General features: G+C 44.7%; 27 protein-coding genes. 17 read left to right on the top strand and 10 right to left on the bottom strand.

Going from position 1 to position 26,515, the window contains the following annotated elements; all coding sequences use genetic code 11:
• Positions 1–26 precede the first annotated feature (26 nt).
• The 5 genes from AWH61_RS16655 to AWH61_RS16635 all read right to left on the bottom strand — a co-directional run bounded on the left by AWH61_RS16655 (position 27) and on the right by AWH61_RS16635 (position 5,148).
• Positions 27–1,514: a Y-family DNA polymerase gene (locus tag AWH61_RS16655; protein ID WP_075177681.1), complete on the bottom strand. Its 1,488-nt coding sequence runs from the start codon at positions 1,512–1,514 to the stop codon at positions 27–29.
• The gene (locus AWH61_RS16650) at positions 1,514–2,263 is read right to left on the bottom strand and encodes a recombinase RecA (RefSeq protein ID WP_075177680.1); all 750 of its coding nucleotides are present in this window, start codon (positions 2,261–2,263) and stop codon (positions 1,514–1,516) included. The genes AWH61_RS16655 and AWH61_RS16650 overlap by 1 nt, the downstream gene beginning before the upstream one ends.
• A gap of 247 nt (positions 2,264–2,510) precedes the next feature.
• Positions 2,511–3,020: a hypothetical protein gene (locus tag AWH61_RS16645; RefSeq protein ID WP_061438886.1), complete on the bottom strand. Its 510-nt coding sequence runs from the start codon at positions 3,018–3,020 to the stop codon at positions 2,511–2,513.
• 2 nt (positions 3,021–3,022) lie between these two features.
• Positions 3,023–4,774: a DUF885 domain-containing protein gene (locus AWH61_RS16640; RefSeq protein WP_075177679.1), complete on the bottom strand. Its 1,752-nt coding sequence runs from the start codon at positions 4,772–4,774 to the stop codon at positions 3,023–3,025.
• Positions 4,775–4,812: 38 nt separating this feature from the next.
• Positions 4,813–5,148 carry a DUF1820 family protein gene (locus tag AWH61_RS16635; RefSeq protein WP_075177678.1) on the bottom strand — a complete coding sequence of 112 codons (336 nt, stop codon included), beginning with the start codon at positions 5,146–5,148 and terminating at the stop codon, positions 4,813–4,815.
• A gap of 189 nt (positions 5,149–5,337) precedes the next feature.
• Here AWH61_RS16635 and AWH61_RS16630 point away from each other — a divergent pair, with 189 nt between their 5' ends.
• Positions 5,338–6,975, top strand: a complete 1,638-nt coding sequence (locus AWH61_RS16630; protein WP_075177677.1) for a M28 family metallopeptidase — start codon at positions 5,338–5,340, stop codon at positions 6,973–6,975.
• 257 nt (positions 6,976–7,232) lie between these two features.
• Here the strand turns inward: AWH61_RS16630 and slmA are convergent, their stop codons facing one another.
• Both slmA and coaBC read right to left on the bottom strand, forming a co-directional pair.
• Positions 7,233–7,820 carry a nucleoid occlusion factor SlmA gene (gene slmA / locus AWH61_RS16625; RefSeq protein WP_012516568.1) on the bottom strand — a complete coding sequence of 196 codons (588 nt, stop codon included), beginning with the start codon at positions 7,818–7,820 and terminating at the stop codon, positions 7,233–7,235.
• Between the two features lie 115 nt (positions 7,821–7,935).
• Entirely contained in the window at positions 7,936–9,165 is a 1,230-nt protein-coding gene (gene coaBC, locus AWH61_RS16620) for a bifunctional phosphopantothenoylcysteine decarboxylase/phosphopantothenate--cysteine ligase CoaBC (protein WP_075177676.1), read from the bottom strand.
• A 209-nt stretch (positions 9,166–9,374) separates the two neighbouring features.
• Here coaBC and radC point away from each other — a divergent pair, with 209 nt between their 5' ends.
• From radC to mutM, 9 genes are all read left to right on the top strand, one after another.
• Positions 9,375–10,052, top strand: coding sequence for a RadC family protein (gene radC, locus AWH61_RS16615; RefSeq protein WP_014977884.1), 678 nt, complete (start codon positions 9,375–9,377; stop codon positions 10,050–10,052).
• Positions 10,053–10,144: 92 nt separating this feature from the next.
• Complete coding sequence (locus AWH61_RS16610) at positions 10,145–10,483, top strand: hypothetical protein (RefSeq protein ID WP_075177675.1); 339 nt, start codon at positions 10,145–10,147, stop codon at positions 10,481–10,483.
• Between the two features lie 94 nt (positions 10,484–10,577).
• Complete coding sequence (locus tag AWH61_RS16605; RefSeq protein ID WP_014947754.1) at positions 10,578–11,267, top strand: YjbF family lipoprotein; 690 nt, start codon at positions 10,578–10,580, stop codon at positions 11,265–11,267.
• Positions 11,267–12,016, top strand: coding sequence for a capsule biosynthesis GfcC family protein (locus AWH61_RS16600; protein WP_075177674.1), 750 nt, complete (start codon positions 11,267–11,269; stop codon positions 12,014–12,016). Before AWH61_RS16605 ends, AWH61_RS16600 begins: the two co-directional genes overlap by 1 nt.
• Positions 12,013–14,115 carry a YjbH domain-containing protein gene (locus AWH61_RS16595; protein WP_075177673.1) on the top strand — a complete coding sequence of 701 codons (2,103 nt, stop codon included), beginning with the start codon at positions 12,013–12,015 and terminating at the stop codon, positions 14,113–14,115. The genes AWH61_RS16600 and AWH61_RS16595 overlap by 4 nt, the downstream gene beginning before the upstream one ends.
• A 337-nt stretch (positions 14,116–14,452) precedes the next feature.
• Positions 14,453–14,689 (top strand): 50S ribosomal protein L28, encoded by a 237-nt coding sequence (rpmB, locus tag AWH61_RS16590; RefSeq protein WP_014947757.1) that lies wholly within the window; start codon positions 14,453–14,455, stop codon positions 14,687–14,689.
• A gap of 11 nt (positions 14,690–14,700) precedes the next feature.
• Positions 14,701–14,856 carry a 50S ribosomal protein L33 gene (gene rpmG, locus AWH61_RS16585; protein WP_012516577.1) on the top strand — a complete coding sequence of 52 codons (156 nt, stop codon included), beginning with the start codon at positions 14,701–14,703 and terminating at the stop codon, positions 14,854–14,856.
• Positions 14,857–15,122: 266 nt separating this feature from the next.
• Positions 15,123–15,587 carry a hypothetical protein gene (locus AWH61_RS16580; RefSeq protein WP_039226967.1) on the top strand — a complete coding sequence of 155 codons (465 nt, stop codon included), beginning with the start codon at positions 15,123–15,125 and terminating at the stop codon, positions 15,585–15,587.
• Entirely contained in the window at positions 15,588–16,397 is an 810-nt protein-coding gene (gene mutM, locus AWH61_RS16575; protein WP_075177672.1) for a bifunctional DNA-formamidopyrimidine glycosylase/DNA-(apurinic or apyrimidinic site) lyase, read from the top strand.
• Between the two features lie 18 nt (positions 16,398–16,415).
• On the opposite strand, the gene coaD is transcribed toward mutM, so the two are convergent.
• Together coaD and AWH61_RS16565 are read right to left on the bottom strand one after the other, a co-directional pair.
• Positions 16,416–16,904 carry a pantetheine-phosphate adenylyltransferase gene (coaD, locus tag AWH61_RS16570; protein WP_075177671.1) on the bottom strand — a complete coding sequence of 163 codons (489 nt, stop codon included), beginning with the start codon at positions 16,902–16,904 and terminating at the stop codon, positions 16,416–16,418.
• A 99-nt stretch (positions 16,905–17,003) separates the two neighbouring features.
• Positions 17,004–17,735, bottom strand: coding sequence for a 3-deoxy-D-manno-octulosonic acid kinase (locus AWH61_RS16565; protein ID WP_083605976.1), 732 nt, complete (start codon positions 17,733–17,735; stop codon positions 17,004–17,006).
• 479 nt (positions 17,736–18,214) lie between these two features.
• Here AWH61_RS16565 and AWH61_RS16560 point away from each other — a divergent pair, with 479 nt between their 5' ends.
• The 7 genes from AWH61_RS16560 (at position 18,215) to glpG (ending at position 26,011) form a co-directional block, all read left to right on the top strand.
• Complete coding sequence (locus AWH61_RS16560; RefSeq protein WP_014977891.1) at positions 18,215–18,688, top strand: hypothetical protein; 474 nt, start codon at positions 18,215–18,217, stop codon at positions 18,686–18,688.
• Positions 18,685–19,860: a hypothetical protein gene (locus AWH61_RS16555; protein WP_075177670.1), complete on the top strand. Its 1,176-nt coding sequence runs from the start codon at positions 18,685–18,687 to the stop codon at positions 19,858–19,860. Before AWH61_RS16560 ends, AWH61_RS16555 begins: the two co-directional genes overlap by 4 nt.
• A 9-nt stretch (positions 19,861–19,869) precedes the next feature.
• On the top strand, positions 19,870–22,314 hold the full coding sequence (locus AWH61_RS16550) for a bifunctional diguanylate cyclase/phosphodiesterase (protein WP_075177669.1): 2,445 nt from the start codon (positions 19,870–19,872) through the stop codon (positions 22,312–22,314).
• Positions 22,315–22,477: 163 nt separating this feature from the next.
• Positions 22,478–23,674 (top strand): glycine C-acetyltransferase, encoded by a 1,197-nt coding sequence (locus AWH61_RS16545; RefSeq protein WP_014977894.1) that lies wholly within the window; start codon positions 22,478–22,480, stop codon positions 23,672–23,674.
• Positions 23,671–24,696 (top strand): L-threonine 3-dehydrogenase, encoded by a 1,026-nt coding sequence (gene tdh / locus AWH61_RS16540; protein ID WP_014947766.1) that lies wholly within the window; start codon positions 23,671–23,673, stop codon positions 24,694–24,696. Before AWH61_RS16545 ends, tdh begins: the two co-directional genes overlap by 4 nt.
• Positions 24,696–25,007 (top strand): thiosulfate sulfurtransferase GlpE, encoded by a 312-nt coding sequence (glpE, locus tag AWH61_RS16535; protein WP_014947767.1) that lies wholly within the window; start codon positions 24,696–24,698, stop codon positions 25,005–25,007. Before tdh ends, glpE begins: the two co-directional genes overlap by 1 nt.
• Positions 25,008–25,147: 140 nt before the next feature.
• Positions 25,148–26,011, top strand: coding sequence for a rhomboid family intramembrane serine protease GlpG (gene glpG / locus AWH61_RS16530; protein WP_075177668.1), 864 nt, complete (start codon positions 25,148–25,150; stop codon positions 26,009–26,011).
• Positions 26,012–26,066: 55 nt separating this feature from the next.
• On the opposite strand, the gene AWH61_RS16525 is transcribed toward glpG, so the two are convergent.
• Positions 26,067–26,480, bottom strand: coding sequence for a flagellar basal body-associated protein FliL (locus AWH61_RS16525; protein ID WP_014977897.1), 414 nt, complete (start codon positions 26,478–26,480; stop codon positions 26,067–26,069).
• Positions 26,481–26,515: the final 35 nt, after the last annotated feature.

Raw genomic sequence — 26,515 nt, 5'->3', positions numbered from 1 at the left:
TTACCTTTTTCTTTAACCGCATACCGCTAGCAAAAAAGGCCCTGCACCCACCAGCGGCTCTCTTCATCTTTAAACACTAAAAGCTTTACGCATTGCTCAGTTTGGGCGATGAAATAATCACGCTTTGTTGGGCTGTCATGCCACCACTCGCTATGTAATCGCACGGGGCCAAAGCAAATTTGGGTAGCCTGAATAAGCGGTTTAGGTACATCAAAAGTGAAGGTGGGCGTAATGTCACTGCTATAAGCATAATTACGGGTGCAGTTACCGGTGCTCGACTCCGTCACCGTCATATATTCAAACTGATGGCTGTCGGCAGCGCGAGGTTGAAACGTACTGTTATCGCCTAGCTTCGCGTTTAAGCGCCCAATTAATTGCTTTTGTGCAATATCGTTAAATCTGTCGCTAAAAAAGTCGCCATTCTGCGTATCCATTTCTTCAAATTGCTGACAGGTAAGCGCAATGGCTGTGGCTGGTTCAGGTAGCTCTAGATTCTCAGTTTTAAGACTAAACAAGGGCAGCCAACTTTGTACTGAGGACTGAGGCAGTGCCGAACGTATATTAATATCCATTACAGGTGCTTCTCTGAAATGAATATGTACACTGATGCTGGATGTATATAAGTTTCTTGCCCGTAAATAGTGAGACAAATGCTCAAACTGCTGGGTGACAAAAGGGGTTAGATGCTGCGTGTTTTCAATATCAAAAGGCAATAGGATAAAGTTATCGAAGTGCTCCAAAGGCCTAAATAACGTAACGCGTGGAAAGGTTTCTCCCCTTAACGCAGTAAGATACATAATGGTGTTATTGTCAAAGCGCCGTCCCAGCTCTTGTACCGGCATGGCAAGCAACTGTTGTACGCAGGAAACGCCCACCCTTGCCAGCGAGTCAATGACTTTGGGAGATAGAGCCGTAATAGAAAGCGGGCACGCACTTAGCGCTTTTTTTATGTCATCGGGTGTATGTAAGTAGGTGTTAAATTTATGAAGCGCTAATACTTTTGCGGCCTCTATCGTCCATGCGCTAGCAAAATGATAGCGAATATCTGCTTCTGCCAGAGCTTGGGTTAAGGTTTTCCACAGTGGCTTATGACCGCCATAGTAATGGGTTAGGTTATCTAGCCTTACTGCTAGACCGCTGAAACTATTTGAGTGAATGTGGTTGTCTAATACGATATCAGAAGCCAGCGGATAAAGCCGATGGGCTAACTGCGTCAGCATATGCTTTTCGGCTTCTTCACTGAAAGGCAGAATATGCACGTAAGGGCATAACGCCGCCGCTTGGGCTAGCCCATGCCCAATTTCAATGCCTTCTTTTTTCGCAATATCATTACACTGCGTAATTTTGTTTGTTTTACTGCAGTACACTGCAACGGGAGTATTCGACGCTAACGATGAATACTGGTTGTTAGTTTCGTGCTTCGGCAATTGGCTATGTGCACCTTTACTTCTAGCCGCTTTGATATGGCTATCTAAAGTAAGTTGATAGCAATGAATATAGGCCCACAGCATCATTAGCTCACAGAGTGTAATGCCTGATCGGAAAGCGTGTTGTGTGCCATGGCCCATTTAATGGCGTGATTGTCGGGGGTCCACCGATGGGAAATAACAATGTTATCTTTGGGCCACCCATGACGCTGCTTGCGTATGTTCACTGCCAAAGCGTGGGGTTTACCCTTTAGCGCAATATCCAACGTAATGGGTAATGCACCGTTGCTTTGATTCGAAGGAGTGGCTTGTGAATCACTTAAGCTGGCCTTCGGATAACCTAACTGTGAGGCCTGCTGTTGCGGTGGAGTATACAGTAAGCACAGCGCATCATTATGCGTTGCTGCTACCTGTAGGCGTCGTGCTTCTTTTTGATTTACAGCATTACTCCACAGCACTACGCAATGGCAAGCCGTACTTTTTAAACATTGCTCTGCTGCCCACAACGACTCTTGTTCAGAACCTGGTTTTACTACCAGCACTTGTTGCGCTTTAAGCCCCAAGTTTTCTAACCACGGCGACTGTAGTAGCCCGGGAGGGTTAATAAATACCACCAGCTTATGCGTACGGTGTTGGCATATAACCTGTTTAAAGAGTGAAAGTTCACCCATGCCGGTTAACGAAGAGATACGGACAAGACCTGTAGATGCAACGCCACCGTTAAGAGCTTTATCCAGACGCGGAAAACCCAGTGAAAACTTGGTTTCACTTTGTCTCTGATCTCTGGCCCGCCAAATATGCGGGTGGTTATTAAGCACGGATAACGATTTATTCATGGCACTCAAAATGAACTGTATTTTTATACAGTATTATAGTGCAGCAATAACCCTTTTCAAGACAAAAGGTTTTTGGCTTGTTGTTTTAAGTGCTAACTTACTGATTAGTCTGGAAAGGTAAAAAGATTAAACTTTTAAAAGTGTAGGAACATGGCTAGGGTCGCTGACCTTACTACATAGCAAAGCAGACGACCCTGCCATACAGTTAGCGCTGTATAAGCGCTAACGAGGGACATAGAGTAAAATGTTACTCTTCAGATGGTTCTTTTTGAGCCTTTGTAGTCGTGCCACTTACTGTTGCTGTAACGGTTTGGCAAAAAGCAATGAAGCCGTCGGCCGTATTTTTTGACCACACCATACGTACGTTGCTAGGGAGTGCTTTCACCACCTCACGAATTTCCTCAAGCGTCACTTCTTCATTAAGCAGCACCTTATTCAGTGACTCCTCAAATGACATCCCTTTCTCACAACAGGCCATGACGATAGTCGAAAAGTTGCGCATAAGCGGGTGCAGCGCATTGTATTGAGTTTGGTCGATAAGGCGGCTTTTATAGGCACTTTCAATACGCGCAGTAAGATTTTTCTCCAGCGCATCTGTAACAAGAACAAGGTTGCGGTAAGCATACGTAACCTTGTTGTTGGTCTGTTTATTCGAGTGACGCAATAGCGCCAGCTCTTTCTGTAAATTCTGCGCTCGCAGCACAAAGTAAATTAAAAACAGGATAAGTAATCCAATAACACCAAATGCAACGATCATGTTTATTGTGCCTTTTGTTCTTCTATAAACGTGTTGATGTTTTGCTCCAAGATAAACAGTGGAACTGAGCCGTTTTCTAACACGGCGCGGTGGAATTTACGCACATCAAAACGCTCGCCTAATGCTTTCTCTGCTTTCTTGCGAAGGCCTTTAATTTTGATTTCACCAATCTTGTAAGACAAGGCTTGCGCTGGCCAAGAGATATAGCGGTCTATTTCAGTATTTACGTTGTGTTCTGAAAGCGCGGTGTTTTCCATCATATAATCAACCGCTTGTTGACGGCTCCAGCCCATCGTGTGCATACCGGTATCCACAACCAAACGACACGCACGCCACATTTCGTAGCTTAAGCGACCGAAGTTGTCGTACGGCGTTTCGTAAATACCTGCTTCAATACCCAAAAACTCAGAGTACAGACCCCAGCCTTCACCAAACGCTGAAATATAGGTGTTACGACGTACCATCGGTAAGTCTTCAAGCTCTGCTGCCAACGATATTTGAAGGTGGTGGCCAGGCACTGCTTCGTGCAAGGTCAGTGCAGGCAATGCATACAAAGGGCGCTTATCGAGGGCATACGTGTTTACCCAGTAATACCCTGGCTGATCATCGCGGCTAGGATGAATGTAACGGCCCGTTGTATATTTGGGCGCGATAGCGTCTGGTACAGGCGCTACACCGTAGGGTGTTCTTGGCAGATACTCAAAGAGCGAAGGAAGCTTTGCGTCCATTTTCTTTGCAATGAACGACGCCTCTTTTAGTAAATCTTCAGCGCTGGTGGCATAGAATTGCGGGTCTTCGCGTAAAAACGCAATGAAGTCGTTAATGTCGCCATCAAAGCCAAGCTCATCCACAATTTGCTGCATTTGCGCGCGAATGCGTTTTACTTCAGACAACCCTAAATCATGGATTTCCTGAGGCGTCATATCCGTGGTGGTGTAATGCTTGGCTCTATTGGCGTAATACGCAACGCCATCAGGCCAGTTATTCGCGGCAATATCTTCACGGGCATTAGGAATGTATTCATCTACCATGAAGTCGTAGAACATTTGATACGCAGGCAATACGCTGCTGGTTATGGCAGCCTTGCCTTGCTCCGTTAGCGCTGATTTTTGCTCGGCAGTAAAGTACTCTGGAAAGCGGGTAAATGGAGAATAAAAGCCACTGTCCTCGGCATTTTCAACAATGTATGACGCCACCGAGTTCTCAAACCCTTTCAGCACGACTTTAGGCTGCGTGTAGCCTTCTTTTAGCGCCTGTTTCATATACGCAATTTGTTGGTCAAAATAAGGCTTAAGCGCATTTAGGCGGCTAATGTAGGCCTGATAATCTTCTACGCGCTTAAAGGTGGATAAATTGGGAAGCGAGGCCATTGCACCGTGAAAGCCATATTCTGAATTGATAGGCACTAAATGCGCGCGATACGTATATTCGTCCACATAGTTAGCTAAACGATATTGTTGCATCAGCAAGGCAATATAAGCATCAGTAGAGATGTCTTCTTTTTTATACTGACTTAAGGCCTTTTGAAAAGTACGCCATTGTTCATTTTGTGCTTTCAGGGCTTTGGGTGAGTTGTCTGGTAATACGTGAGCGAGTGAAGTATCGCCTTCGCGAGAAGCTAGAAGCGGGGAAACCGAAAGCTCGTATTGCCAAATGTCATCAAGTAGTTGATACAAGCTTTCATCGTTAAGGTCCTTTGCAGATGAGCTAACGCTGCAAATAAATAATAATGCTGCTAAAACATAGCGATACATAAGGGTCTCCGGCAACCTTCACCGGAATGACCCGGCGGTTACTCTTTCGTTGGTGTATATATTGGACTAGGGAAAGCAGTTACTTTATCAGATTTATTTTCTAATTTAGTAATTTTGGCTGAACCTTTTTTATTTACGGCGTCAATGCGCAAAATGTTGTGCATCGGTACATAAGTTTTTGTTACTTCAGAAAATTCGGTTTTCAACCTTTCATGGCTAGGGTCTACAACAACACTTGTGTGGGTGTCCCACACAAAGTCACCTATCTCGATAAAGCCAAACAAAGCGCCCTGAGTAAGGGTTCTAACGTAAAGTTCGTAACGTTCTCCATTGCTGATGAACTGAACGCGGTAAAGAATATCGTCTTTCGACATAGATGCTGCTCTTCACTAAAAAAACATAACAATATCCGGAAACGGAGCCGGCATGCGACTGACAATTTTACCTTGCTCATAAAATGCGAGCAACGGTAGGAAACACATGGTAAACGTAAGCAGTTTAATGGTATTCCGCCTATTAACTGCGTTACCATGATGCACACTTAGTTATATGGTGAAATTAGAATGATAAAAAAACTCCTAATAGGTAGTGCAATGACAGCAATGACCTTTGCTGCTACTGCCCATAACCACGCATCGACAGACAATGCTTTTAACCCTGATACACAGCGAATCAAATCGCACCTGTTTTTCCTAGCAGATGATTTGCTTGAAGGTCGTGACACGGGCTCTCGTGGCCATGAAATTGCGGCGCTATATATTGCGACCGAATTTGCTAAATATGGTTTGAAGCCAGCGGGTACAGACGGCTACATGCAAAACGTAGCGTTTCGCAAAGCGAATCTGGTTCAAGAGTCTCCCAAGTTTACTTTCACGCAAAACGGCGAAACCGTCGATTTTGACTATCCGAAAGAATATCTAGCTAGCCCGAGCTTGCTTAGCACCGAGGCTAATGTAAAAGGTGAAATGGTCTTTGTGGGCTACGGCATTGTGGCAGACGAGCTATTTCACAACGATTACAAAGACTTAGATGTAAAAGGTAAGGTTGTTGTAGCGCTTGCTGGTAAGCCAAGTGACTTTCCATCAGAAGAGGGCGCTCACTTTGCGTCTGGCTATCAAAAGCAAAAGTATGCGGTAGACAATGGCGCTATTGGCATGATCACTATCACAACGCCTAAAAATGAAAAGGTACGCCCTTATCAAAGCCGTTTGAACTACATCCATACGCCGCGTATGGCCTGGTTAGACGACAGTGGTCAGCCTGCAAACAGCTTTTCTCAGCTTAAAGGTGGCGCTTACATGAGTGAAGGCGCTGCGCGTAAGTTATTTGAAGGCGCGGAAAAGAGCCTTGATGACGTTTATGCACAGCTTGAAGCCGACAAAGTACCGCAAGGCTTTGCGTTAAATGGCGTGGTTGATATCAGTAAGACGAGCGTACACGACACCATTACTAGCCCAAATGTTGTGGGTATATTAGAAGGTTCAGACCCTGAGCTTAAAAACGAATACGTAGTTTTCTCTGCTCACTCAGATCACATTGGTTTTGCTAAAACAGTGAAGAAAGACAACATTAACAATGGCGCCATGGACAATGCGTCAGGTACGTCAGTGATGTTAGAAACTGCACGCCTGTTTAGCGAAATGGAAGAAAAGCCAAAGCGCTCAATTCTGTTCGTGTCAGTAACGGGTGAAGAGAAGGGCCTGCTAGGTGCAGACTATTTTGCTCGTAACCCAACTGTACCGGTTACTTCAATGGTGGCGAACGTAAATCTAGATATGCCAATTTTGACTTACGAGTTTGCAGACGTTATTGCGTTTGGCGCGAACCACAGTGATTTGCAAGAATCAGTGGAAAAAGCGGCGGCGAATGCCAACATTGAACTAAGCCCTGACCCATGGCCTGAGCAAGCGTTATTCACTCGCTCAGATCACTATGCGTTTGTAAAGCAAGGTGTGCCTTCAGTGTTTATGGTGCCGGGTCTGAAGTCTAAAGATCCTAACGTAGATGGCAGCAAGGTGTTTGGTCAGTTCTTATCTACGCACTACCATAAGCCTAGCGATGACATTAACCAGCCATTCAACTGGAATGCGGCAGAGACTTTCACCAAGGTTAACGCGCAAATTGGTTGGATACTAGCAAACCAAAAGAACAAGCCTAAGTGGAACGACGGCGATTTCTTTGGAAACACGTTTAGCAAGTAAGTCCATATTTATTAAACATTAAAAAGCAGCATTTTTATGCTGCTTTTTTTGTGCCTGTAGTTTATGGATAGTGACTGAAGTAATGAATTATGTGCATGTTTGAACGCTGAGGGCTGAGCTCGGCAGCTATTTGATTTCATTGCACTTTCCATATTAATTTTGAAATGTGTCAATGCAATATAGAATGGGAAACAAGCAATAAAAAAGGCGCTTGAAAGCGCCTTAGTCGTAACCCTTAGTCGTAACTTAGTTGGGTTCTAAACAAACATTTGCTTGAAAGCAGCCCATTGTTCATTGAACTGCTCAGTTGGCTTACGCGTAAATCCACTGCGGATAAAGCCATTAATACGGCCATCGGTATAGCAAATCATCATGTTGGCGATAATCGCTTCATCTGCAGAAAGGGTTTTACCTTCGCGTAGCTTGCGCTCTCTTAGCACTTGTTTAAGCTGCGTTTCTAAACGCTCGAAAAGCTTTGCTATGCGCGCGCGCAACCGGTCTTGTTCACCCATTAACGCATCACCATTTAATATTCGAGTAATACCCGGGTTCTTCTCAGCAAAGCCCAAAATAAGATGAAGAATAAGCTGACAACGCGTAAGCGAGTCTTTCTCTTCATTCACAATCTTATTGATGCGCGTGAAAAGTGTTTCTTCAATAAACTCGATAAGCCCTTCAAACATTCGCGCTTTACTTGGAAAGTGACGGTAAAGTGCCGCTTCAGACACTCCCACTTTTTCCGCTAATTTAGCAGTAGTGATACGTTGACCTGGGCTGGTTTCTAACATTCCAGCAAGTGCTTGCAGAATTTGAGCTCTGCGATTTGTTTTTTTGACAGCAGGCATGACGAAAGTATTTCCTCCGCTACCGAGTTATAGCAACTCGGGCTCCATGTTAAGTTGGCTTACACCAAAGCGTTTATATTTATCGTTTTTATTATCGACACTTAATAAGCATCTGTTAGTTTTTATTGTTTAAAGTGTAGCGCTCTGCAATAAGTGCAAGTAATTGACCCGCTAACTCGTTTTTACTGGTTGCAGGTAATCGTTTATCACCATCTTGCCATATTACGTGCAGTGCATTTTTATCACTGTTAAACCCCAGACCCTCGGCAGTAATATCGTTAGCCGCAATCATGTCTAGCTTCTTTTTGGCTAGCTTCGAGCGCGCATAATCTTCTACATTTTGGCTTTCGGCCGCAAAGCCCACACAAAATGGTCTGTCTTGGCTGGTGGATATGGTTGCTAGAATATCAGGGTTTTTAACAAAAGTAAGTGTTAACTCATCACCGGTTTTCTTAATTTTATTGTCGGCAACGCTCACGGCCTTGTAATCTGCTACAGCAGCCGTACTAATAAATATATCTGTGGAGGCTTTAAGCGTTTGACAAGTATTAAGCATTTCATCTGCGGTAGTGACATTAATACGGTCACAGCGTTCGGGCGTTTCAAGCGACACAGGACCTGCCACTAAGGTTACATTTGCCCCCGCGAGTACTGCTGCTTGAGCGATGGCAAACCCCATCTTTCCTGAGCTGTGATTTGAAATATATCGTACAGGGTCCAAAGGCTCTCTGGTTGGCCCCGCTGTTATCGTAATATTCTTTCCCGATAAGGCCTTTAGCGACGAAGAAAGGGATAAAGCGTCTCTCTCTGCGTCATTTATTACATTGGCAATATCAACAGGCTCAACCATTCGACCTGAGCCCACATCGCCACAGGCTTGTTCACCACTTGCCGGGCCAATAAAGGTTACGCCGTGCTCTTTTAAAATACCGATGTTGCGCTTTGTTGCTACCGCTTTCCACATTTGTTGATTCATGGCAGGAGCAATAAAGAGTTTCGCTGTTGTTGCAAGGTACAGTGTAGTCAGCAAGTCATCTGCCATACCGTGAGCAAGCTTAGCAATGGTGTTTGCGGTTGCGGGGGCAACAAGTAAGATATCAGCCCACTTTGCCAATTCAATATGCCCCATTGCGGCTTCAGCAGCAGGATCAAGCAGCTGGCGATGCACTGGATTTCCTGACACAGCCTGAAGTGATAATGAACTAACGAACTCTGCGGCAGAGTCTGTTAGAACCACACGCACGTTTGCGCCTAACGCAGTAAGCTTGCGCACAAGATCAGGTGCTTTATAAGCGGCAATCCCGCCAGTAACACCTAGCAAAATATTTTTGTTAGCAATAGACATAGAAGAACACAAAATCTCGAAATTAGCGTTAGCCTACCATGGTGACAAAAAATCGGATAGCTGAACGAAAGTAGGTCTTATCTCGACAGTGGCATGTAAGCAGTGCCTACCGGTGTCAAAAATCAATGATAAACCCGCCTTTTATACAGTCGTTTCTTTGTCACCATTCATCTATAAACAACCTTTTATAGAATAGTCGGGCTAGATGAATGTCGATAAAAGTATGGCCAAAGAATGAAAGGCCAAGAGAAAAATTATTGCAGCATGGGGCTGAAAACTTAAGTGATGCTGAACTCATCGCTGTCTTGCTGGGAAAAGGTGTGAAAGGAAAAAGCGCTGTGTCTGTGGCACATGAACTTCTCAATGAGCTAGGCTGCTTACGGGGTGTGGTAACAGCAACGAAAGAACGGTTTGCCAAAATAACGGGAGTTGGACCGTGCAAGTATGCGCAGTTTCAGGCGGGCTTTGAAATATTTAAACGCAATTTGGAAATAAAGCTGAAGCGTCAGGACGTTTTTAATAATGTAGATGATACTAAACGTTATCTACAGGCAAAGCTAAGAGACTGTGAGCGTGAGAAGTTCGCGCTTTTAATGCTTGATAGCCAACATCAGCTTATTGCTTTTCGCACTATGTTTAACGGTACGATTAACAGCGCAGCGGTCTATCCAAGAGAATTGATCAAACAAGTAATGATCGATAATGCAGCCGCGATCATTTTGGTTCATAATCATCCTTCAGGCGTTGCTGAGCCTAGTCATGCGGATATACGATTAACCGCAGAGATCAAAAGCGCAATGGCGTCGATCGATGTGCCAGTTTTAGATCATTTTGTGGTTGGTGATAAAGAAACTGTTTCATTCGCACAGCGAGGCTTGTTAAGATAAGAAATCTAAGTCATTTGTCGATTATAATCTAGTCAAATGGTTGAAAATGATTTAGCATAGGATTTAGTGGGTTATTTTATTAAAGGACTGTTATGAAGAAGTCAATCATTGCATTATTTGCAGCTGCAACTATGGTTGCAGGCGTTAACGCACAAGACGGTGAAGGTGGTAGTGGTACTACTGGCATCGGCGGCGTAAGCGGCGGTATGATCGCGTCTGGTGTTGTTGTTGCGGGTATCGTTGCGGGTGTTGTAAACAACAACTCTGCTGATGCACCAGGAAATGGCGGCACTACTCCGGTACTTACTTGCGAAGGTGACGATCAAATTGTTGATGGTGTGTGTGTAGGTACTACTAACACTGTTACTGTATCTGGCACAAAAACCATCACCGTACCTGTTACATTTACTTACGCACCGACCGTACAGTAAATTTAAGAGTATTCGAAAAAGCCGCTTTTTTTAGCGGCTTTTTTTATTTTTATAGCAAAGTTCATTTGTTTTTAGTTTTTGTCGGCGCATTTTAATGAAACTACACACTTTATTTGCCCTTTCGGGTGTTGTTTGCCTTTTTCTTTCCGGATGTTCCACCACGTCACTAGCGTATTACAACACGCTGAAGCTCGCGCTAAAAGATAGAACAGTTAGTTATACCGTTGAAGAGATTGCTGCTAGTAAAGCTGATCTTATGCAAATTAAAGCGGGCGGAAGAGATGCAGCCTCGCTTGCCCTTGCGTATATCGATGGTGAAAAGTACCGGTGGGTATCTGGTGATAAAGTCATCTTCACCATGCACCATGGCATTATCGTTAAAACTGAAGGTTTGGATCACGACCTATACTACACGGGAAATCTTCAGCACAACCCGCTTGCCACCAACAATGTTCTGCCATTCAATTGGAAACGCAAAGTTGATATTGCTTCCATAGGTTACGGTGTGCCGGTTGACTCATCTTGGCGAATAGAAGGGGAAGAAACTCGCGAATATTTAGGTTTTTCTGTTCCGGTAATTAAGGTTATCGAAACCGTAGAATTTTCTGAATACACGCCATTTATCGACGTAGGGTTGTCGTGGGAAAACACGTATTTCTTGCACAAATACTCGAAGGAACTTCTGGCCTCAAAGCAGCAGTTCAGCCCTGAAGGAGACGTTTACGATATGGTTTATTTAAGCCGAGTAGTACGTGAGATGAAGACACAAGGAGCAACGCAATAATGAAGTATATCTATACGCTTTTTATTGCCCTAGGCCTTACTGCAGCTACCAAGTTATATGCAAATGATAACCTTGTTAGTGTCATGATAAACAAGCAAACCTATCAGTTCGACAGGCCAATACGACTATCAAGCATACTGTCCATTGTTGCTGATAATGGTGATTGGTACTGGCCTTCAGCTTCAGCTTTTGATTTAGCTAACCCTAAAGCTGAAGAAGAGAAAGAGATAGCGCTATCTCAAATTAGCGGGCTGCTCAATCAATTTGATGCCGATTCTGAAACACATAAAGCCCTTCAAAATCTCTATGATCAGGTAAGCTCATGGACGGTGTCTACACGCATAGACATGCCAATTTCCTACAATCGAGCAAGGTTGTTTTTTGAAGACAACCCTATGTTTCAGCCAGGCAAATACTGGATTCGACTAAATGGAAGACCTGACGTTGTGCATTTCTCTGGCGCTGTAGTAAAGCCTGGTGCGTACAAGCATCAAAGCGATACGTCGGTTTATACGGCTGTTCACACGGTGAAAAAAGCGGTTGATGCCGACAGAAGTCATGTCTACGTAATTGATCCAATGGGAAATATTGAAGAAAAGGGTATTGCTTATTGGAATTTAGATTTTGGGCAGCTGATGCCGGGCAGCCAAGTCTATGTTCCTATCTCATCAGAACTCTTTAGCAATAAACTTAAGCAATTAAATGAGCGCGTAGCCGCTTTAGCAGTACATAGGGTTTTACCTCAATGAGTGCGCCACTACTTTCTAAGAAAAAAACACTCGCGCTTGTAATTGGCAGCGCGCTTTCTTCTACCGCTTTTGCTGATACTCAAGTTCGCGTTACTCCTTCGCAGATGGTGCAGGGCGGAAATGGTCTTATTCAAACACCAACGGCTCGTATGCGAGACGAAGGTGGAATGGCCATTAACTATACCGACAACGGCGAATATCGCTTCTGGTCCGTTAACATTCAGCTTTATGATTGGATGGAAGCAACTGCCCGTTATACTGACGTGCGCACAAGACTTTACAGTCAAGTTGAATCATTCAGTGGTGATCAAACGCTGAAAGATAAAGGCTTAGACGTTAAATTCAGGTTGTGGAAAGAAAGCTACTATCTGCCAGATATCAGTGTCGGCTTCAGAGACTTTGGTGGAACAGGCTTTTTTGAAAGTGAATACGTCAACGCCAGTAAATCTATCGGTCCATTCGACTTTCACCTTGGCTTAGGCTGGGGATATCTCGGTACAGCCGATGACATCAGCAACCCGTTTTGCGAGCTTAAAGACAGCTTCTGTGAACGCCCAGGGGGCTTCTCTGGCCGCGGTGGTAAGGTAGACTACGACCAGTTTTTTAAAGGAACAATCGCATTTTTCGGTGGTGTGGAATACCAAACACCATGGGAGCCGCTAACGCTAAAGCTTGAGTTCGAAGGGAATGACTATTCTCGTGACAGAGCTGGACAGCTAGAGCAAGATTCTCGATGGAATGTTGGTGCAGTGTATCGTTATAAAGACTTCGATTTCACGTTGAACTATCAACGAGGTAATACTGTTGGTTTCGGCGTTACGTATCGCTTTAATATGAATACGGCTTCGCAAATAAAGTTCGATGAACCACCTAAGAACCTGATGGGTAGAAAGGTGCCACAAGACGTGAAAGATGTTGATAAATCCCGTCTTTACAATGACCTTTACCGGTCGGGGGGCTTTGTACTGTCTGATGCTGAAATTAAAGAGGACAGCGCTACGTTTTACGGTACACAGGTTGCCTATCGTGACCAGGATGAAGCCATTGAGCGAATTGGTCGCGTGGCGGCCTCAGAGCTTCCAGATTCCGTAAAAACCTATCATGTAGTAGACAATCGCGCAGGTCTTCCTTTAGTAGACACGCAGGTGGATGCCGAGGCCTTTATTGCTGCAGCGCGTTACGAATCTGTTGACGCAGATATCACTGAAACCTACGTCAGAACATCACCCTCAAAAGAAGTGCTCGACGCCTATGATCCTGCCAATACATCTGGCTTCTACTACAGCGCAGATTTCTTCTTTACCCAATCATTCGGTAACCCAGAAGATTTCTACCTGTATCAAACCGGATTATTGCTAAACGGCGGTTATGCCTTTAACGAAAACTTCGCAATCATGAGCAGCGCCAGGGTTACGCTTCTAGATAACTTCGACAAGTTTAACTACTTGGTAGATAACGAAGAAGTGTCGCTACCTCGCGTGCGTACTCGAGTTCGTGAATATGTGTCAGCAAACGATGTATGGCTAGATACAACATTCTTACATTACAAAGACACCATTGCAGAAGACCTTTATGCTCAAGCGTACGCGGGTTATCTAGAAACCATGTTTGCTGGTGTAGGCGGTGAAATACTGTATCGTCCCGTTGATAGTAATCTAGCTTACGGACTTGATATCGCTCACGTAAAACAGCGCGATCCTTACAGTCAAACAGGTCTGGAAGACTACACAGCGGTCACTGGACACGCTAGTGTCTATTGGCAGCCAGAATTCTTAGACGACACGCAAATTACCGTAAGTGCTGGACAATTCTTAGCCAAAGATAAAGGCGTGAATATCGATTATGCGAAGCGTTTCGATAGCGGTATCATTGTTGGTGCATATGCGGCATTCACTGATGTATCGTCAGAAGAATACGGCGAGGGAAGCTTCACCAAAGGCTTCTACATTTCCATACCTACAGATCTGTTCTTGTTAGAACCTACCAAAGGTCGCGGATTATTCCCATGGGTGCCGATTTCTCGTGATGGCGGTCAAATGCTGCGTCGACCCACTCGTTTGATTGACATGACTGAAATAAGGTCACCATTTTTTGATTAAATAGTAATACGCCGCGTTCGCGTGGCGTTTATTCTCGTGCGGATATCTTAGATGCTGCAATGCGAATATAAAATTAAAGCGTAGATTGCGTATTTATTCATAGCCTAACCGCTTAGGGAAAAGTACAATACGGGCCGTGAAAAATGAGAGCTGGTAGTTTTTCGAGCAAAAAAAAGCCAAAAAGTAACCTTTTTGTACTTTCTTATTGAAATGATCCTGCCTTTGCTGTATAAAATGCGCCCTCTAATTTATAGTAATACGTCATTTGACCCAACCACTGTTTGAGCGCTTGGGATTAACTGACGCGACAGTTATCGTTGTTCTGGAGACAAATACAATGTCAAGAGTATGCCAAGTAACAGGTAAGCGTCCAACGGTTGGTAATAACCGTTCACACGCAAGAAATGCGACTCGTCGTCGCTTTTTGCCAAACCTTCAAACACACCGTTTTTGGGTTGAGAGCGAAAACCGTTTTGTAAAACTACGTTTGTCTGCAAAAGGCATGCGTATCATCGACAAGAAAGGTATTGATTCAGTACTAACTGACATCCGTACCCGTGGTGAGAAAATCTAAGGAAGCCGACAATGCGTGATAAAATTAAACTAGTTTCTTCAGCAGGTACAGGTTTCTTCTACACTACTGATAAAAACAAGCGTAACATGCCTGGCAAAATGGAGATCAAAAAGTATGATCCCGTTGTGCGTAAGCACGTTATGTTCAAAGAGGCCAAAATCAAGTAATTAGCTTGCTTTTGTCTCCACGAAAACCCAGCCCTTGCTGGGTTTTTTGCTTTTTGAAGAAGATATTTCTACTTCATCACGTCACGATCCCACCGGATCCCATATTCGACTGACCACGATCCCTTGAGTTTGTCTTGCGATCACTGCTTTCTCCCACTTACTTTTTTCCAGCAGGTCCTAGGTTTTCTTTGAATTGAATTAGCTTATATATTGGCTAGGTATTACTATATTCCTAATTTCAGGACTCATATTTAACGGAAAGTCAGGTGGCTAGAATTTCTCAGCGAGCAATGAATAACGTGGTCATCATTGCCATGCTTATCATGATTGCATTGTTCAACTTAGACAGCCTTGTACCTAAGAAGGACGTTGTTCAATCTCGCAGCCTGCTACCTGAAGACGCTTATGTGTTAAAAATAGAGCACGATGGCCATAGCTTAGAGCGAGTTGGACAGCAGTGGCGCCAGTCAGGTCAAAATACAGTCCTCGCCATCAAGCCGGATGTTCAGTTTTCCCATTGGCAACGGGCAAGGCTTGAGCCGGCCACTGACGTACCCGAAGCGATTACCAACGTACAGCCTTATATCGTCGTAGTATGGCTCGCAGGCAATAATAACGGCAATGTTTACGCCATCTATCCGAATACATCACCTGTTGTGATCAAATTTGAAAATAATTGGTACACATTAACCAACACCGAACTTGATAATCTTTTACCTTGGATACTGTAAATGCCTGAACTACCAGAAGTTGAAGTAAGCCGTTTGGGCGTTTCTCCACATCTTATTGGCAATACCATTACGCAGGTGGTGGTGCGTGAGCGAAGAATGCGCTGGCCCATTCCACAAGAGGTAGCGAACGTTGAAGGGCAGAGCGTTATTGCTGTAAAACGCCGCGCTAAATATCTACTTATTGAAACAGCCAAAGGCACGTTAATTTTACATTTAGGTATGTCGGGTAAGTTACGCGTTATCGATGCGTCGACACCAATTATTAAGCATGACCATGTAGACATTGTTTTAAACACAGGTAAGTGCTTACGTTTTAACGACCCAAGGCGCTTTGGTGCAGTGTTATTTCAGGCCCCTGATATGCAAATAGCCATGCTTGATAACTTGGGCCCAGAGCCGCTTACAGACGACTTTGACGATAAGCGCTTATTTAAACTATCGCGCAATCGAAAAGGCCCCGTTAAAAACTTTATTATGGATAACGCCATTGTGGTAGGTGTAGGAAACATCTACGCGAACGAAGCACTGTTTTTAGCTGGCATAGACCCGCGAAGAGCCGCAGGCAACATCAGCGCTGCTCTCTATCAGTCGTTAACTGCAACCATTAAGCAAGTATTGGCCAAAGCCATTGAACAAGGCGGCACAACATTAAAAGACTTTGCGCAAACCGACGGTAAGCCTGGGTATTTTGCACAGCACTTGAATGTGTATGGGAGAAAAGGCGAGCCTTGTGAAGTGTGTGGCAAAGCCATTGAAAGTAAAGTTATTGGGCAGCGAAATACCTTTTTCTGTACTCACTGCCAACGCTAATACACTTACTATTGGTGCTTAATCTTTCTTACTCAGCCTGTCATTTAAAGCTTTCTCTACTACTGGGTGGCAAAAGCCACTCACTGCACCGCGGTGAAGAGCGACTTCTTTTACTAGGGTGGACGAGATAAATGAATTCTCCTCAGCAGGAGTAAGAAAGACACTTTCTAGCTTTGGGTTTAAACGGCGATTCATATTTGCGAGTTGAAATTCGTATTCGAAATCAGAAACTGCGCGTAAACCACGAATGAGAATTGTGGCATTTTGTTCGTCAGCAAAATCAGCCAATAAACCAGTAAACCCCACTACCTCAACATTTGGTAAGTCAGCAGTGACTTTTTTTATCATTTCTACGCGCTCTTCTAACGTAAACAGTGGCTTTTTACTTGGGTTAGAAGCTATCGCTACAATCACATGAGAAAATAACTGAGATGCGCGTTCAATAAGGTCGGCATGACCGTTAGTGATCGGGTCGAAAGTACCAGGGTAAAGTGCTCTAGTGTGCATAAGGTCGAATCTTTTCGTTGTAGAGGGTTTATGTGTTCAACGTGGCTAATGTAACACATTATTAGCTTATACCAATCCGCTTACCACATGTGCTTTTTATTACTTCACTGCCTCGCGGTAACCATTCATACACGCTGACCAGTCGCTCTCTTGCCAGTGAAAGACAGGGTTCTTCGCTTTCTCTTTATGTAAAGAACGCAGCAGACGGTCTAAATTACCTTGTTTCCAGCTGTTACCTTGACGCTGCTCGCAGCGATCGAAATCAATAAGCCATATTTGCTTGTCGCTATCAATCATGATGTTTCGAACGTTGGCATCATGATGGTACACCTGACAATTGTGCATAGCTGCCAGCGCTCGGCCAACCTCATACCACTCATCTTTATCCAGTGGTTTATCGCACAGTGCGTGGTGTAAATCTTTGCTATTTGGAATACTTAAAGTAATTAAATCGCCGCTGTAAATCAGGCCTCGGCGGTGTATACGCGCCGCAACAGGAACAGGCACAAGAAGACCTTGTGCTCGCATATATTCGAGCAGCCTGAACTCTTCAAACGGGCGAGAACGCTCAACACCAATAAACAGATATTGGTCGCTCAGTACTTTGCCCACCAAGCCACCACGTTTGAAATGGCGTAAAACCCAGCGCTGACCCTCATGCTCAATGAAAATGGTTGTACCACGTCCCTTGGCTTGACCTGTTATTTTGTCTTGAAGCTGCCAAAAGTCGGGGGTAAACATCTCCGCGTTGGGATGACTGACTAAAGTGTCGTCGAAAATAAAGTGGTGCCCAGCACCTATGTCTCGTCGTATTGTCGCCATGTCGCCCACAACTTATGGTAAATTCTTTATTCTAATGATTTATTTTGGTTTTTCAGCAACGACCGCGTTTCAGAGGTAAAAAAGTCTGTTTACGCGCTCATAGTTTTTACGTACTAAAATTATTTGTTGAAATAATGAATCTAATTCAACGTCTTAAGTATAAAAACCTAAGTCGTTATGCTCATACGCGAGTATCGTTGACCATATTCATCATTTTAGAATGAGCATGTTAAATTGCGGCGGCCCGGAGAGTTCTATCTGAAAAATAAGCATTTATTTGACGCAAAAAGGTAATACTTGAGCAAATAGGCTTCACATAGTGCGTGCTAAAAGATACGAACAATAGGAAAAAATACTGTTGATAGACCAGGGCACCATCACAAGCTAATTGTCGCTTAATTTACTTAATTGTAAGGTAAAACTATCAACTATTATCTACACTTAGCGTTGCGAAGTGTTCCTTTGAAATAACAGGGAGTCGTTACTGAATGAAAAAGCCCGCTTTGCGATGGCTATCCACTGTTCTTGCTTACACTCAATTTAGACTGGTGCTATTACTGAATATCGCACTGTTTTCAGGCATGCCTGCGGCACACGCAGCAGAACTAAACGTCATGGTTAATGAGAGTGTCATGGTTTCAGAGCTAAACCGCTCTGAGCTTCGTCAGATATTTACCGGCCATCGCCAATATTGGAGCGATGGTACTAAAATCACGGTATTTGTATTGCAAGATAACGATGAGCTCCACAAGCAGTTTTGTCGTGAAGTACTTCAAATGTTCCCTTATCAATTATCTCGCTTATGGGATCAAATCACCTATTCTGGGCAGGGCGTTACACCCGTTAGGGTCACGTCTTACCAAGCGTTGATAGAGGCGTTAGAAAGTACCACAGGCGCTATCGGCTATGTTGAACATACCGAAATTGTGAAATTAAGACGCGTGGAGGTAGGAACAGAATGAATAAATACATCGCTCTCGCGTTTAGCATGATAAGCATGCCTGTCCTTGCTTCACAAGGAGATTTTTCGTGGCATGGTTATGTCTCTCAAGGTGTTACTCAGTCACATGGAAGTAACTTTATTACTGACGATAACGCAATAACAGGTGAGCTCACCGAAGTTGGGCTAAATGGTTACTATCGAATAGCGGAAAACATCTCTGTTGCCGGCCAAATTAACTATTTAGACGGCGGGAATCGCTTTGAGCAGGGTGCTCGTTTAGATTATTTGTTTATCGACTGGAAATTGCCTGACTTGCCCGGTAAATGGCAAGGACAAGTCCACATTGGTCGCTTCAAAAATCGCCACTGGCTGTACTCAGTGACCAGAGATGTGCCACAAACACGTTACACGTCTGTTCTTCCCCAGTCTGTGTACTTTGACGGGTTTCGCGACGTTGCTTTGGGAAGCAACGGTATCCAAACCAGTTTCTCACACTACGGTACTCGGAATATCTGGGAATTAAACTGGAGTTACGGTCGCTCTAATATTAACGACTCCCAGCGAGATTTTTTACTCGGCGACGAAGCAAAAGGCGACATCAAGCAAGACTTTGTCCATCAAGCCAGCGTGTTCTGGCAACCGGCTACCATGACATGGAAACTAGGTGCCAGTTGGTTGAATTCTGATTTCAGATACACGCCTTCTCAGGATGACAACCGAGTAGCTGGCGGAGCAGATATAGAGCGTATTATGCTGTCTGCGCAATACTTTGCAGAAAATTGGGAAGTGTCAGCAGAGCTAGTTAGGGAAGTTCAGGATAACAAAGGGCTATTCTTCCCGGGTTTTGCCTTTAAACGCACGGGCGAAGGCGGTTTTGTTCAGTTTAGGTATTTGTTTAATAACAATGTAAGTGGTCTTATTGGCTACGACACATACATTAACGACAAATCAGATCGAGACGGAAAGCAGTTAGAGGCTATGACAGGCGGCGTGATCCCCGCCTACTTTGGCTATCAAGATACGTATACCCTAGGCTTGCGTTGGGACATTGCACCGAAGTGGCGACTTCAAGGTGAGTATCATTGGGTTGAAGGTGCGACAAGGGTAGTGAGCTTACTGAACTTAGATGTGGCGTCTCATGCCGATAAGCACTGGGAAATGTGGTCAGTGCAATTGATGTATTGGTTTTAAGGGCATTAGATGAAGGTTCAGGTATCTTTCACCACTAAAACCATCACAATTTTGTTGGCTATGGTATTAACTGTGGCTGTGGTTATATCAACGGTTCTTATTCAGGAGTCTGACGCTCGAATTCTGCTCCAGCAAAGGGAAAACCAAGTTAGTAATCAACGACGGGTTCAGCTTTTTGAAGACATTCTGCACGGCAGAATGATCACGCTTATTGATATCATCAGCCATAAGAGTGGAGGCAACGCAGATAGCCTTGAATCGCTACAACAAACGCTTAGCGGTCTTAGTGAATACCTGACCCTTAACTTTCAAGTTGAATCGCTGTACTTGTTTGACGAACACGGTGTTGTTGGCAACCCGCTACAGCCAGTAAATAAAACCATTGAAAAGCTAGTGAATACCACTCGGGCGTCGTTTGAAAGCCGCTCACTATTGTCCTGTGACTCGGTATGCACGCACTACATTTCAATTCCAATTATGGCAAACGGTGAAACACTGCCCGTCATCGTTGTGTCCACGTCGATGAGAGAACTGCTATACCTGTTTAGTCGCGCTACCGATGTGCGCAAAGTTGCTGTCGTCCAGCACAAAGCAACCTCATCTGAGTTGTCAGAATTAAGGGTGGCAAGCCAAGTGTCTGCGGCTAATCGACAGTACTTTCAATCTCTATTTGATGCGTTACCCGATAATTGGCGAATTGACGATTTAGTTATTAGAGGCATGAATGTTGCGCTGGAAAATCAGCAGTTGCTGGTTAGTTTATTGCCTTTTAATCACGCATCAGGTGATCATCCTTACTTGCTTATTGTACAAGACGTGTCGGCCATGGTGCGTCAAAACGAACAATACCAGTACATAGTTATTTCTAGCGCTGTTGCGCTATTTTTTATCTTCTCTTCGCTGCTTTACCTTTTCCTAAATCAATACAGAATACGCTTGTTAGATGTAAGCGAACGTTTGCCTATGCTGGCCGAACACAAGTTTAGCGAGTTTTACACCATTGCAGCTAAACGAAGGAAGTCGCCTATTTTCAAATTCACAGATGAATTGGACGTAGTTGAAGACGCGGCAAATAATCTGGCGCGCCAGCTAGAAAGCTTTGACGGACAAATGGCTATTAACACCGCGAAGCTTGAAAAAATGGCGATGTTCGATGTGTTAACCGGACTTCCCAACCGTAATATGCTGACGTTTCAAATAGAAAAGCAGCTAGCTAGTTCAATTCGCGACGATAGGTTAGTGGCACTGATGTTCATGGACCTTGATGACTTTAAAAAGGTTAACGACAGTCACGGTCATGACGTCGGCGATAAACTCTTAAAAGCTGCTGCTATGCGTATTTCTAAGCCGATCAGAGAGTCGGATATTGCATCTCGATTTGGCGGTGATGAGTTTGTTATTTTACTTTCAAATATCGAAAGCAAAAAGCACGTAGATACGGTAGCCAAAAAGCTGATAGAAGAGTTTAAAGAGCCAATCATTGTAGATGGCGTAACCTTTTATGTTTCTATCAGTATCGGTATTGCTATTACCAACCACTCTCGCGCCACGCCAGTAGAACTGCTAAGGCATGCTGATATTGCGATGTACGAAGCCAAAGCCAAAAAAGGGGCGGAGTATCGCGTGTATGACGCCACCATGAACCTTAAAGTAATGCAGAAGGTTGAGCTGGAGTCAGAGGCGCGTGAAGCCCTTAGAGACAACCAGTTTAGCTTAGCGCTTCAGCCCCAAATTGAGATGCACACGGGAAGGCTGGTGGGCTTTGAAGCGCTATTGCGTTGGCATCACCCTAAAAAGGGTAATATTTCCCCAGCCGATTTCATACCGCTTCTTGAAAACACGTCATTCATGCTTGAGCTTGATTACTGGGTAATTACGCGCTCAACTTATTTAATCAGAGAGCTTAAAAATAGCGGCTACCCCGACGTGAAGATGGCGATTAATTTGTCAGCGGGTCAGTTCTTAGACCCGAGTTTGCCTGAATTCTTGCAGCAGCAAATTATCAAAAATGACATAGCGCCCGACCAAGTTTGCTTAGAGTTAACCGAAACGGTATTGGTATCAGATATCAAGCGTGCAACCACCATCATGCAAAATATTCGCGACATGGGGTGCATGCTGGCTATCGACGATTTCGGCACGGGCTATTCGTCGTTGAGTTATCTTAAATCGTTACCCGCCGACTACATCAAAATTGACCGCTCGTTTGTGGCAAATATCGCCAGCAGTGCTGACGATAGAAACATTGTTCACTCTACGATTTCTATGGTGCGCAACATGGGAATGCAAGTGGTGGCAGAAGGAATTGAAACCAGTGAACAGTACGAGTTGCTGTGTCATTTCGACTGCAACCTAGGTCAAGGCTACCTTATCAGCAGACCTATTCCTGAGGTTAACATTTGGGACGTGTTAAGCGACAAAGTAGAGTTTGGTTTTTGGAAAGAATCCGCCTAGGGCTACTTTACCGTTTCAAAAGGTGCACGCTTCATCAATGTAGTGTGCTGAATAATTTACAAACTTAGTCGACAAACCCATTAAATACAGCGCAAGGGTGTGTACCCTTTACCGCGCTTTCATTAAACTAACGGTTTTAATATACCTACACTCGGAGAATGGCATGTCTGCGGCATTTATTTCTCATTTGCAATCGCAAATTGAAGCCACGAAAGAAGATGGTTTGTACAAAAAAGAGCGTGTTATCACGTCGCAACAACAAGCGGATATTGGTGTTGCTAACGGCGAGCACGTTATTAACTTTTGTGCCAACAACTACCTTGGTCTTGCAAACAATGAAAGCTTGATTGAAGCAGCAAAGAAAGGCCTGGATAGCCATGGTTTTGGTGTAGCATCTGTACGATTCATTTGCGGTACACAAGACATTCACAAGCAGCTGGAAGCCTCTATCAGCGACTTCCTCGGTACAGAAGACACCATTTTGTACCCATCGTGCTTCGACGCGAACGGCGGTTTATTTGAAACGCTATTAGGCCCTGAAGATGCCATTATTTCTGATGCGTTAAACCACGCCAGTATCATTGACGGTGTGCGCCTGTGTAAAGCTAAGCGTTATCGCTACGCCAATAACGATATGGCAGCATTAGAAGAGCAGTTAAAGCAAGCTGATGCCGATGGCGCACGTTTCAAAATTATTGCCACCGACGGTGTGTTTTCAATGGACGGCGTGATTGCCGACTTAGCCTCTATTTGCGACCTGGCCGACAAGTATGACGCCATGGTAATGGTAGACGATTGTCACGCAACGGGCTTCCTTGGCGAAAACGGCAAAGGCAGCCATGAGTATTGTGGCGTTATGGGTCGTGTAGACATCATCACCGGTACTCTAGGTAAAGCACTAGGCGGCGCGTCTGGCGGTTACACCTCGGGTAAAAAAGAAGTCGTAGAGTGGTTGCGTCAACGCTCGCGTCCTTATCTTTTCTCAAACTCGGTTGCGCCACCTATCGTTTCAGCATCGCTCAAAGTGTTTGAAATGATGAAAGAAGGCGACGAGCTTCGCGCTAATCTATGGCGCAACGCCAATCACTTCCGTACGCGTATGGAAGAAGCGGGCTTCACATTAGCTGGTAAAGATCACGCTATTATTCCTGTTATGCTAGGCGATGCCCGTTTAGCTAGCGAAATGGCAGACAAGATGCTTGAGAAAGGCATCTATGTTATCGGTTTCTCTTACCCTGTTGTGCCGAAAGGTCAGGCCCGTATCCGTACGCAAATGTCAGCAGGTCATAGCCTTGAACATGTTGATAAAGCGGTAGATGCATTTATTGAAGTCGGCCGTGAATTGGGAGTAATTTCATGAAGTCGCTAGTTAAAGCGAAAGCAGAAAAAGGCATTTGGCTACAAGACACGCCAGAGCCTGAAGTAGGACACAATGACCTACTGATTAAAATTCGCAAAACCGCCATTTGCGGCACCGACATGCACATTTACAACTGGGACGAATGGTCACAGAAAACCATTCCGGTACCTATGGTTGTAGGCCACGAGTATGTGGGTGAAGTCGTTGGTATGGGTCAAGAAGTGAAAGGGTTTAAGGTTGGCGACCGTGTTTCGGGCGAAGGCCATATTACCTGTGGCCATTGCCGTAACTGTCGTGCAGGTCGCGTACATTTGTGTCGCAACACTGAAGGCGTAGGCGTAAACCGCCCGGGCGCTTTTGCTGAATACTTGGTAATTCCTGCATTTAACGCGTTTAAAATTCCAGACAACATTAGTGACGACCTTGCGTCTATCTTTGACCCGTTTGGCAACGCTGTTCACACTGCACTAAGTTTCGACTTGGTGGGTGAAGACGTACTGATAACAGGTGCCGGCCCAATAGGTATTATGGCTGCTGCAGTTGCAAAGCATGTAGGTGCTCGTCATGTCGTGGTTACCGACATTAATCCTTACCGTCTTGAGCTTGCTAAAAAAATGGGTGCAACCCGCGCCGTTGACGTAAGCAAGGAAGACTTGAAAGACGTAATGAACGAACTTGGTATGACAGAAGGCTTCGATGTGGGTCTGGAAATGTCTGGTGTGCCGGTGGCTTTCAGAGACATGCTGAATAAAATGAACCATGGCGGCAAAATTGCCATGCTGGGAATACCTCCACAAGATGTTGCCATCGATTGGAACCAGGTTATTTTCAAAGGCTTGGTGATAAAAGGTATCTACGGCCGTGAAATGTTCGAAACATGGTACAAAATGGCGAGCTTGCTGCAGAGCGGCTTAGATCTATCGCCTATCATCACACACACCTTTTCTATTGATGACTTTCAGAAAGGGTTTGATACCATGGGGTCTGGACACTCAGGTAAAGTTATTCTGGACTGGCAATAATGACAACATTCTCACACATTAGCGTAAACGACGTTGCAAACTTTCAAGGTGACGTAACCATTGTGGATATTCGCGATCCTCAATCGTTTGCTAATGGACACATGCCTAACGCAGCGCAGCTGAACAACGACAACTTTGCAGCGTTTATCGACCAAACGCCCAAAGATATCCCAGTGGTTGTAGTGTGCTACCACGGCGTAAGCAGCCAGCAGGCGGCCCAAGTCATTGCACAGCAAGGCTTTGAAACCGTTTATAGTATGGACGGTGGCTTCGAAGCATGGCGGCTGGCAAATCCGGTAGTCACGGCATAGCGATTTGATAAAGGTGCACAATGTGCACCTTTATTTTTTGCAGCTACTGAAGTATTTCAGTATAAAGAGGTTATATACCGCGCCCTTGGTATATGTCATATCTCATTCATATTCTTCTGCTTCGGGGTAACAACTAGCTTATGGCTCATCCTTTAATTGCGTTCAATCAGCAAAGTCCTGCACATCTTCTCGCCAATTATTTAACCAGTCAGCACATTCAGGCCGCTGTAGTACAGCACGATAAAGAATTCGTGGTGGTATTAGATAATCACGACCATCTCGACCGCGCAAAAATTATTGCGGATGGCTTTTTGGCAAACCCTACCGATCCGAAGTACCAGCAAGCCGCATGGGATAATGGCAAGAACGTACGGCTGGCGCCTTCGGGTAATGGCTTTTCCATGGGTAATATCATTGCCGATGCCGTGAAAGCGCCTTTTACCTCGGTGGTATTTATTCTGTGTGTTGCGGTTTATTTACTGTCGTTGTTTGGGCTGTTTGCCCCTATCGCACAGCATTTATTGATGCAGCCATTTTCCATTTTGTCGCAAAATCACGAATGGTGGCGATTACTAGGCCCTGCATTCATTCATTTTTCGGCGCTGCACATTATATTTAACCTGCTGTGGTGGGGCATGCTGGGAGCTAAAATTGAACGCACTCTTGGCATGAGCATGCTGCTTATTGTGTTCTTAGTGTCGGCCACTATTTCGAACGCCGCACAAGCGCTATTTAGTGATCCTGTGCAAGGCAACCTGTTCTTGTTTGGCGGCTTGTCTGGTGTGGTGTATGCCGTAATGGGCTTTGTGTGGTGGCTAGGCTGGTTGCGACCAAGTTGGGGCTTGTCGCTGCCAAATTCAATTGTGGGCTTTATGTTGGTGTGGTTGGTACTAGGTTATGCCGATATTTTGTGGGTAAACATGGCGAATGCTGCACATACAGCGGGGCTTATTTCTGGATGTTTGCTCGCCGGGGCCTTAAGTCTTGGGTCGGGTAAACGCTAGTGGCGTTTTATGTAGCTAAAAGGCGTACGTTAGCCTTTTAGCCCGTTATCTACTTTTAACCGCCTTGGTATAAGTATTTGGTGAAGATAACGTTCTTCACCACTTCGCCGCCTGTCTCTTGCTTCATGTGCTCTTGCAACGCTTTAAGAATAGCGCGGCGAATATCTTCACGACCAGTTAGTGATTTAACTTTCTCTGCCGGTTGCTGGCCGAATATTTCAATGGCAGTAGAGCGAAGTAACGGCATATGGTGTTCAGCAATTTCAAGCTGATTAACATCGTGGATCATCAATTCAACTGACACGCGTACATAGCCAAGCTTTTGTGCGCTATCGCTAATGTAATTGGTAACAATCTCTGGCTCTAAGCCTAAATAAGCATAGTTGGCCTTGTCTTGCGCCACTGCTGCGTTACAACCAAGAACGAAAAAACTAACCGCAAAAACGCGTAAAACTAAAGACTTAAGCATAGTGAAGTCCGAAACACCAAAGTAGTAAATTCACT

This window comes from Alteromonas sp. W12, from assembly GCF_001924945.1.
Lineage (GTDB): Bacteria > Pseudomonadota > Gammaproteobacteria > Enterobacterales > Alteromonadaceae > Alteromonas > Alteromonas macleodii.
The sequence above is the reverse complement of the archived record's forward strand: the minus strand, read 5'-3'. Positions and strand labels throughout refer to the sequence as shown.

Coding starts and splice junctions, on each gene's coding strand:
- AWH61_RS16655 (WP_075177681.1), bottom strand. CDS start 1,514: ATGATGCTGTGGGCCTATATTCATTGCTATCAACTTACTTTAGATAGC.
- AWH61_RS16650 (WP_075177680.1), bottom strand. CDS start 2,263: ATGAATAAATCGTTATCCGTGCTTAATAACCACCCGCATATTTGGCGG.
- AWH61_RS16645 (WP_061438886.1), bottom strand. CDS start 3,020: ATGATCGTTGCATTTGGTGTTATTGGATTACTTATCCTGTTTTTAATT.
- AWH61_RS16640 (WP_075177679.1), bottom strand. CDS start 4,774: ATGTATCGCTATGTTTTAGCAGCATTATTATTTATTTGCAGCGTTAGC.
- AWH61_RS16635 (WP_075177678.1), bottom strand. CDS start 5,148: ATGTCGAAAGACGATATTCTTTACCGCGTTCAGTTCATCAGCAATGGA.
- AWH61_RS16630 (WP_075177677.1), top strand. CDS start 5,338: ATGATAAAAAAACTCCTAATAGGTAGTGCAATGACAGCAATGACCTTT.
- slmA (WP_012516568.1), bottom strand. CDS start 7,820: ATGCCTGCTGTCAAAAAAACAAATCGCAGAGCTCAAATTCTGCAAGCA.
- coaBC (WP_075177676.1), bottom strand. CDS start 9,165: ATGTCTATTGCTAACAAAAATATTTTGCTAGGTGTTACTGGCGGGATT.
- radC (WP_014977884.1), top strand. CDS start 9,375: ATGTCGATAAAAGTATGGCCAAAGAATGAAAGGCCAAGAGAAAAATTA.
- AWH61_RS16610 (WP_075177675.1), top strand. CDS start 10,145: ATGAAGAAGTCAATCATTGCATTATTTGCAGCTGCAACTATGGTTGCA.
- AWH61_RS16605 (WP_014947754.1), top strand. CDS start 10,578: ATGAAACTACACACTTTATTTGCCCTTTCGGGTGTTGTTTGCCTTTTT.
- AWH61_RS16600 (WP_075177674.1), top strand. CDS start 11,267: ATGAAGTATATCTATACGCTTTTTATTGCCCTAGGCCTTACTGCAGCT.
- AWH61_RS16595 (WP_075177673.1), top strand. CDS start 12,013: ATGAGTGCGCCACTACTTTCTAAGAAAAAAACACTCGCGCTTGTAATT.
- rpmB (WP_014947757.1), top strand. CDS start 14,453: ATGTCAAGAGTATGCCAAGTAACAGGTAAGCGTCCAACGGTTGGTAAT.
- rpmG (WP_012516577.1), top strand. CDS start 14,701: ATGCGTGATAAAATTAAACTAGTTTCTTCAGCAGGTACAGGTTTCTTC.
- mutM (WP_075177672.1), top strand. CDS start 15,588: ATGCCTGAACTACCAGAAGTTGAAGTAAGCCGTTTGGGCGTTTCTCCA.
- coaD (WP_075177671.1), bottom strand. CDS start 16,904: ATGCACACTAGAGCACTTTACCCTGGTACTTTCGACCCGATCACTAAC.
- AWH61_RS16560 (WP_014977891.1), top strand. CDS start 18,215: ATGAAAAAGCCCGCTTTGCGATGGCTATCCACTGTTCTTGCTTACACT.
- AWH61_RS16555 (WP_075177670.1), top strand. CDS start 18,685: ATGAATAAATACATCGCTCTCGCGTTTAGCATGATAAGCATGCCTGTC.
- AWH61_RS16550 (WP_075177669.1), top strand. CDS start 19,870: ATGAAGGTTCAGGTATCTTTCACCACTAAAACCATCACAATTTTGTTG.
- AWH61_RS16545 (WP_014977894.1), top strand. CDS start 22,478: ATGTCTGCGGCATTTATTTCTCATTTGCAATCGCAAATTGAAGCCACG.
- tdh (WP_014947766.1), top strand. CDS start 23,671: ATGAAGTCGCTAGTTAAAGCGAAAGCAGAAAAAGGCATTTGGCTACAA.
- glpE (WP_014947767.1), top strand. CDS start 24,696: ATGACAACATTCTCACACATTAGCGTAAACGACGTTGCAAACTTTCAA.
- glpG (WP_075177668.1), top strand. CDS start 25,148: ATGGCTCATCCTTTAATTGCGTTCAATCAGCAAAGTCCTGCACATCTT.
- AWH61_RS16525 (WP_014977897.1), bottom strand. CDS start 26,480: ATGCTTAAGTCTTTAGTTTTACGCGTTTTTGCGGTTAGTTTTTTCGTT.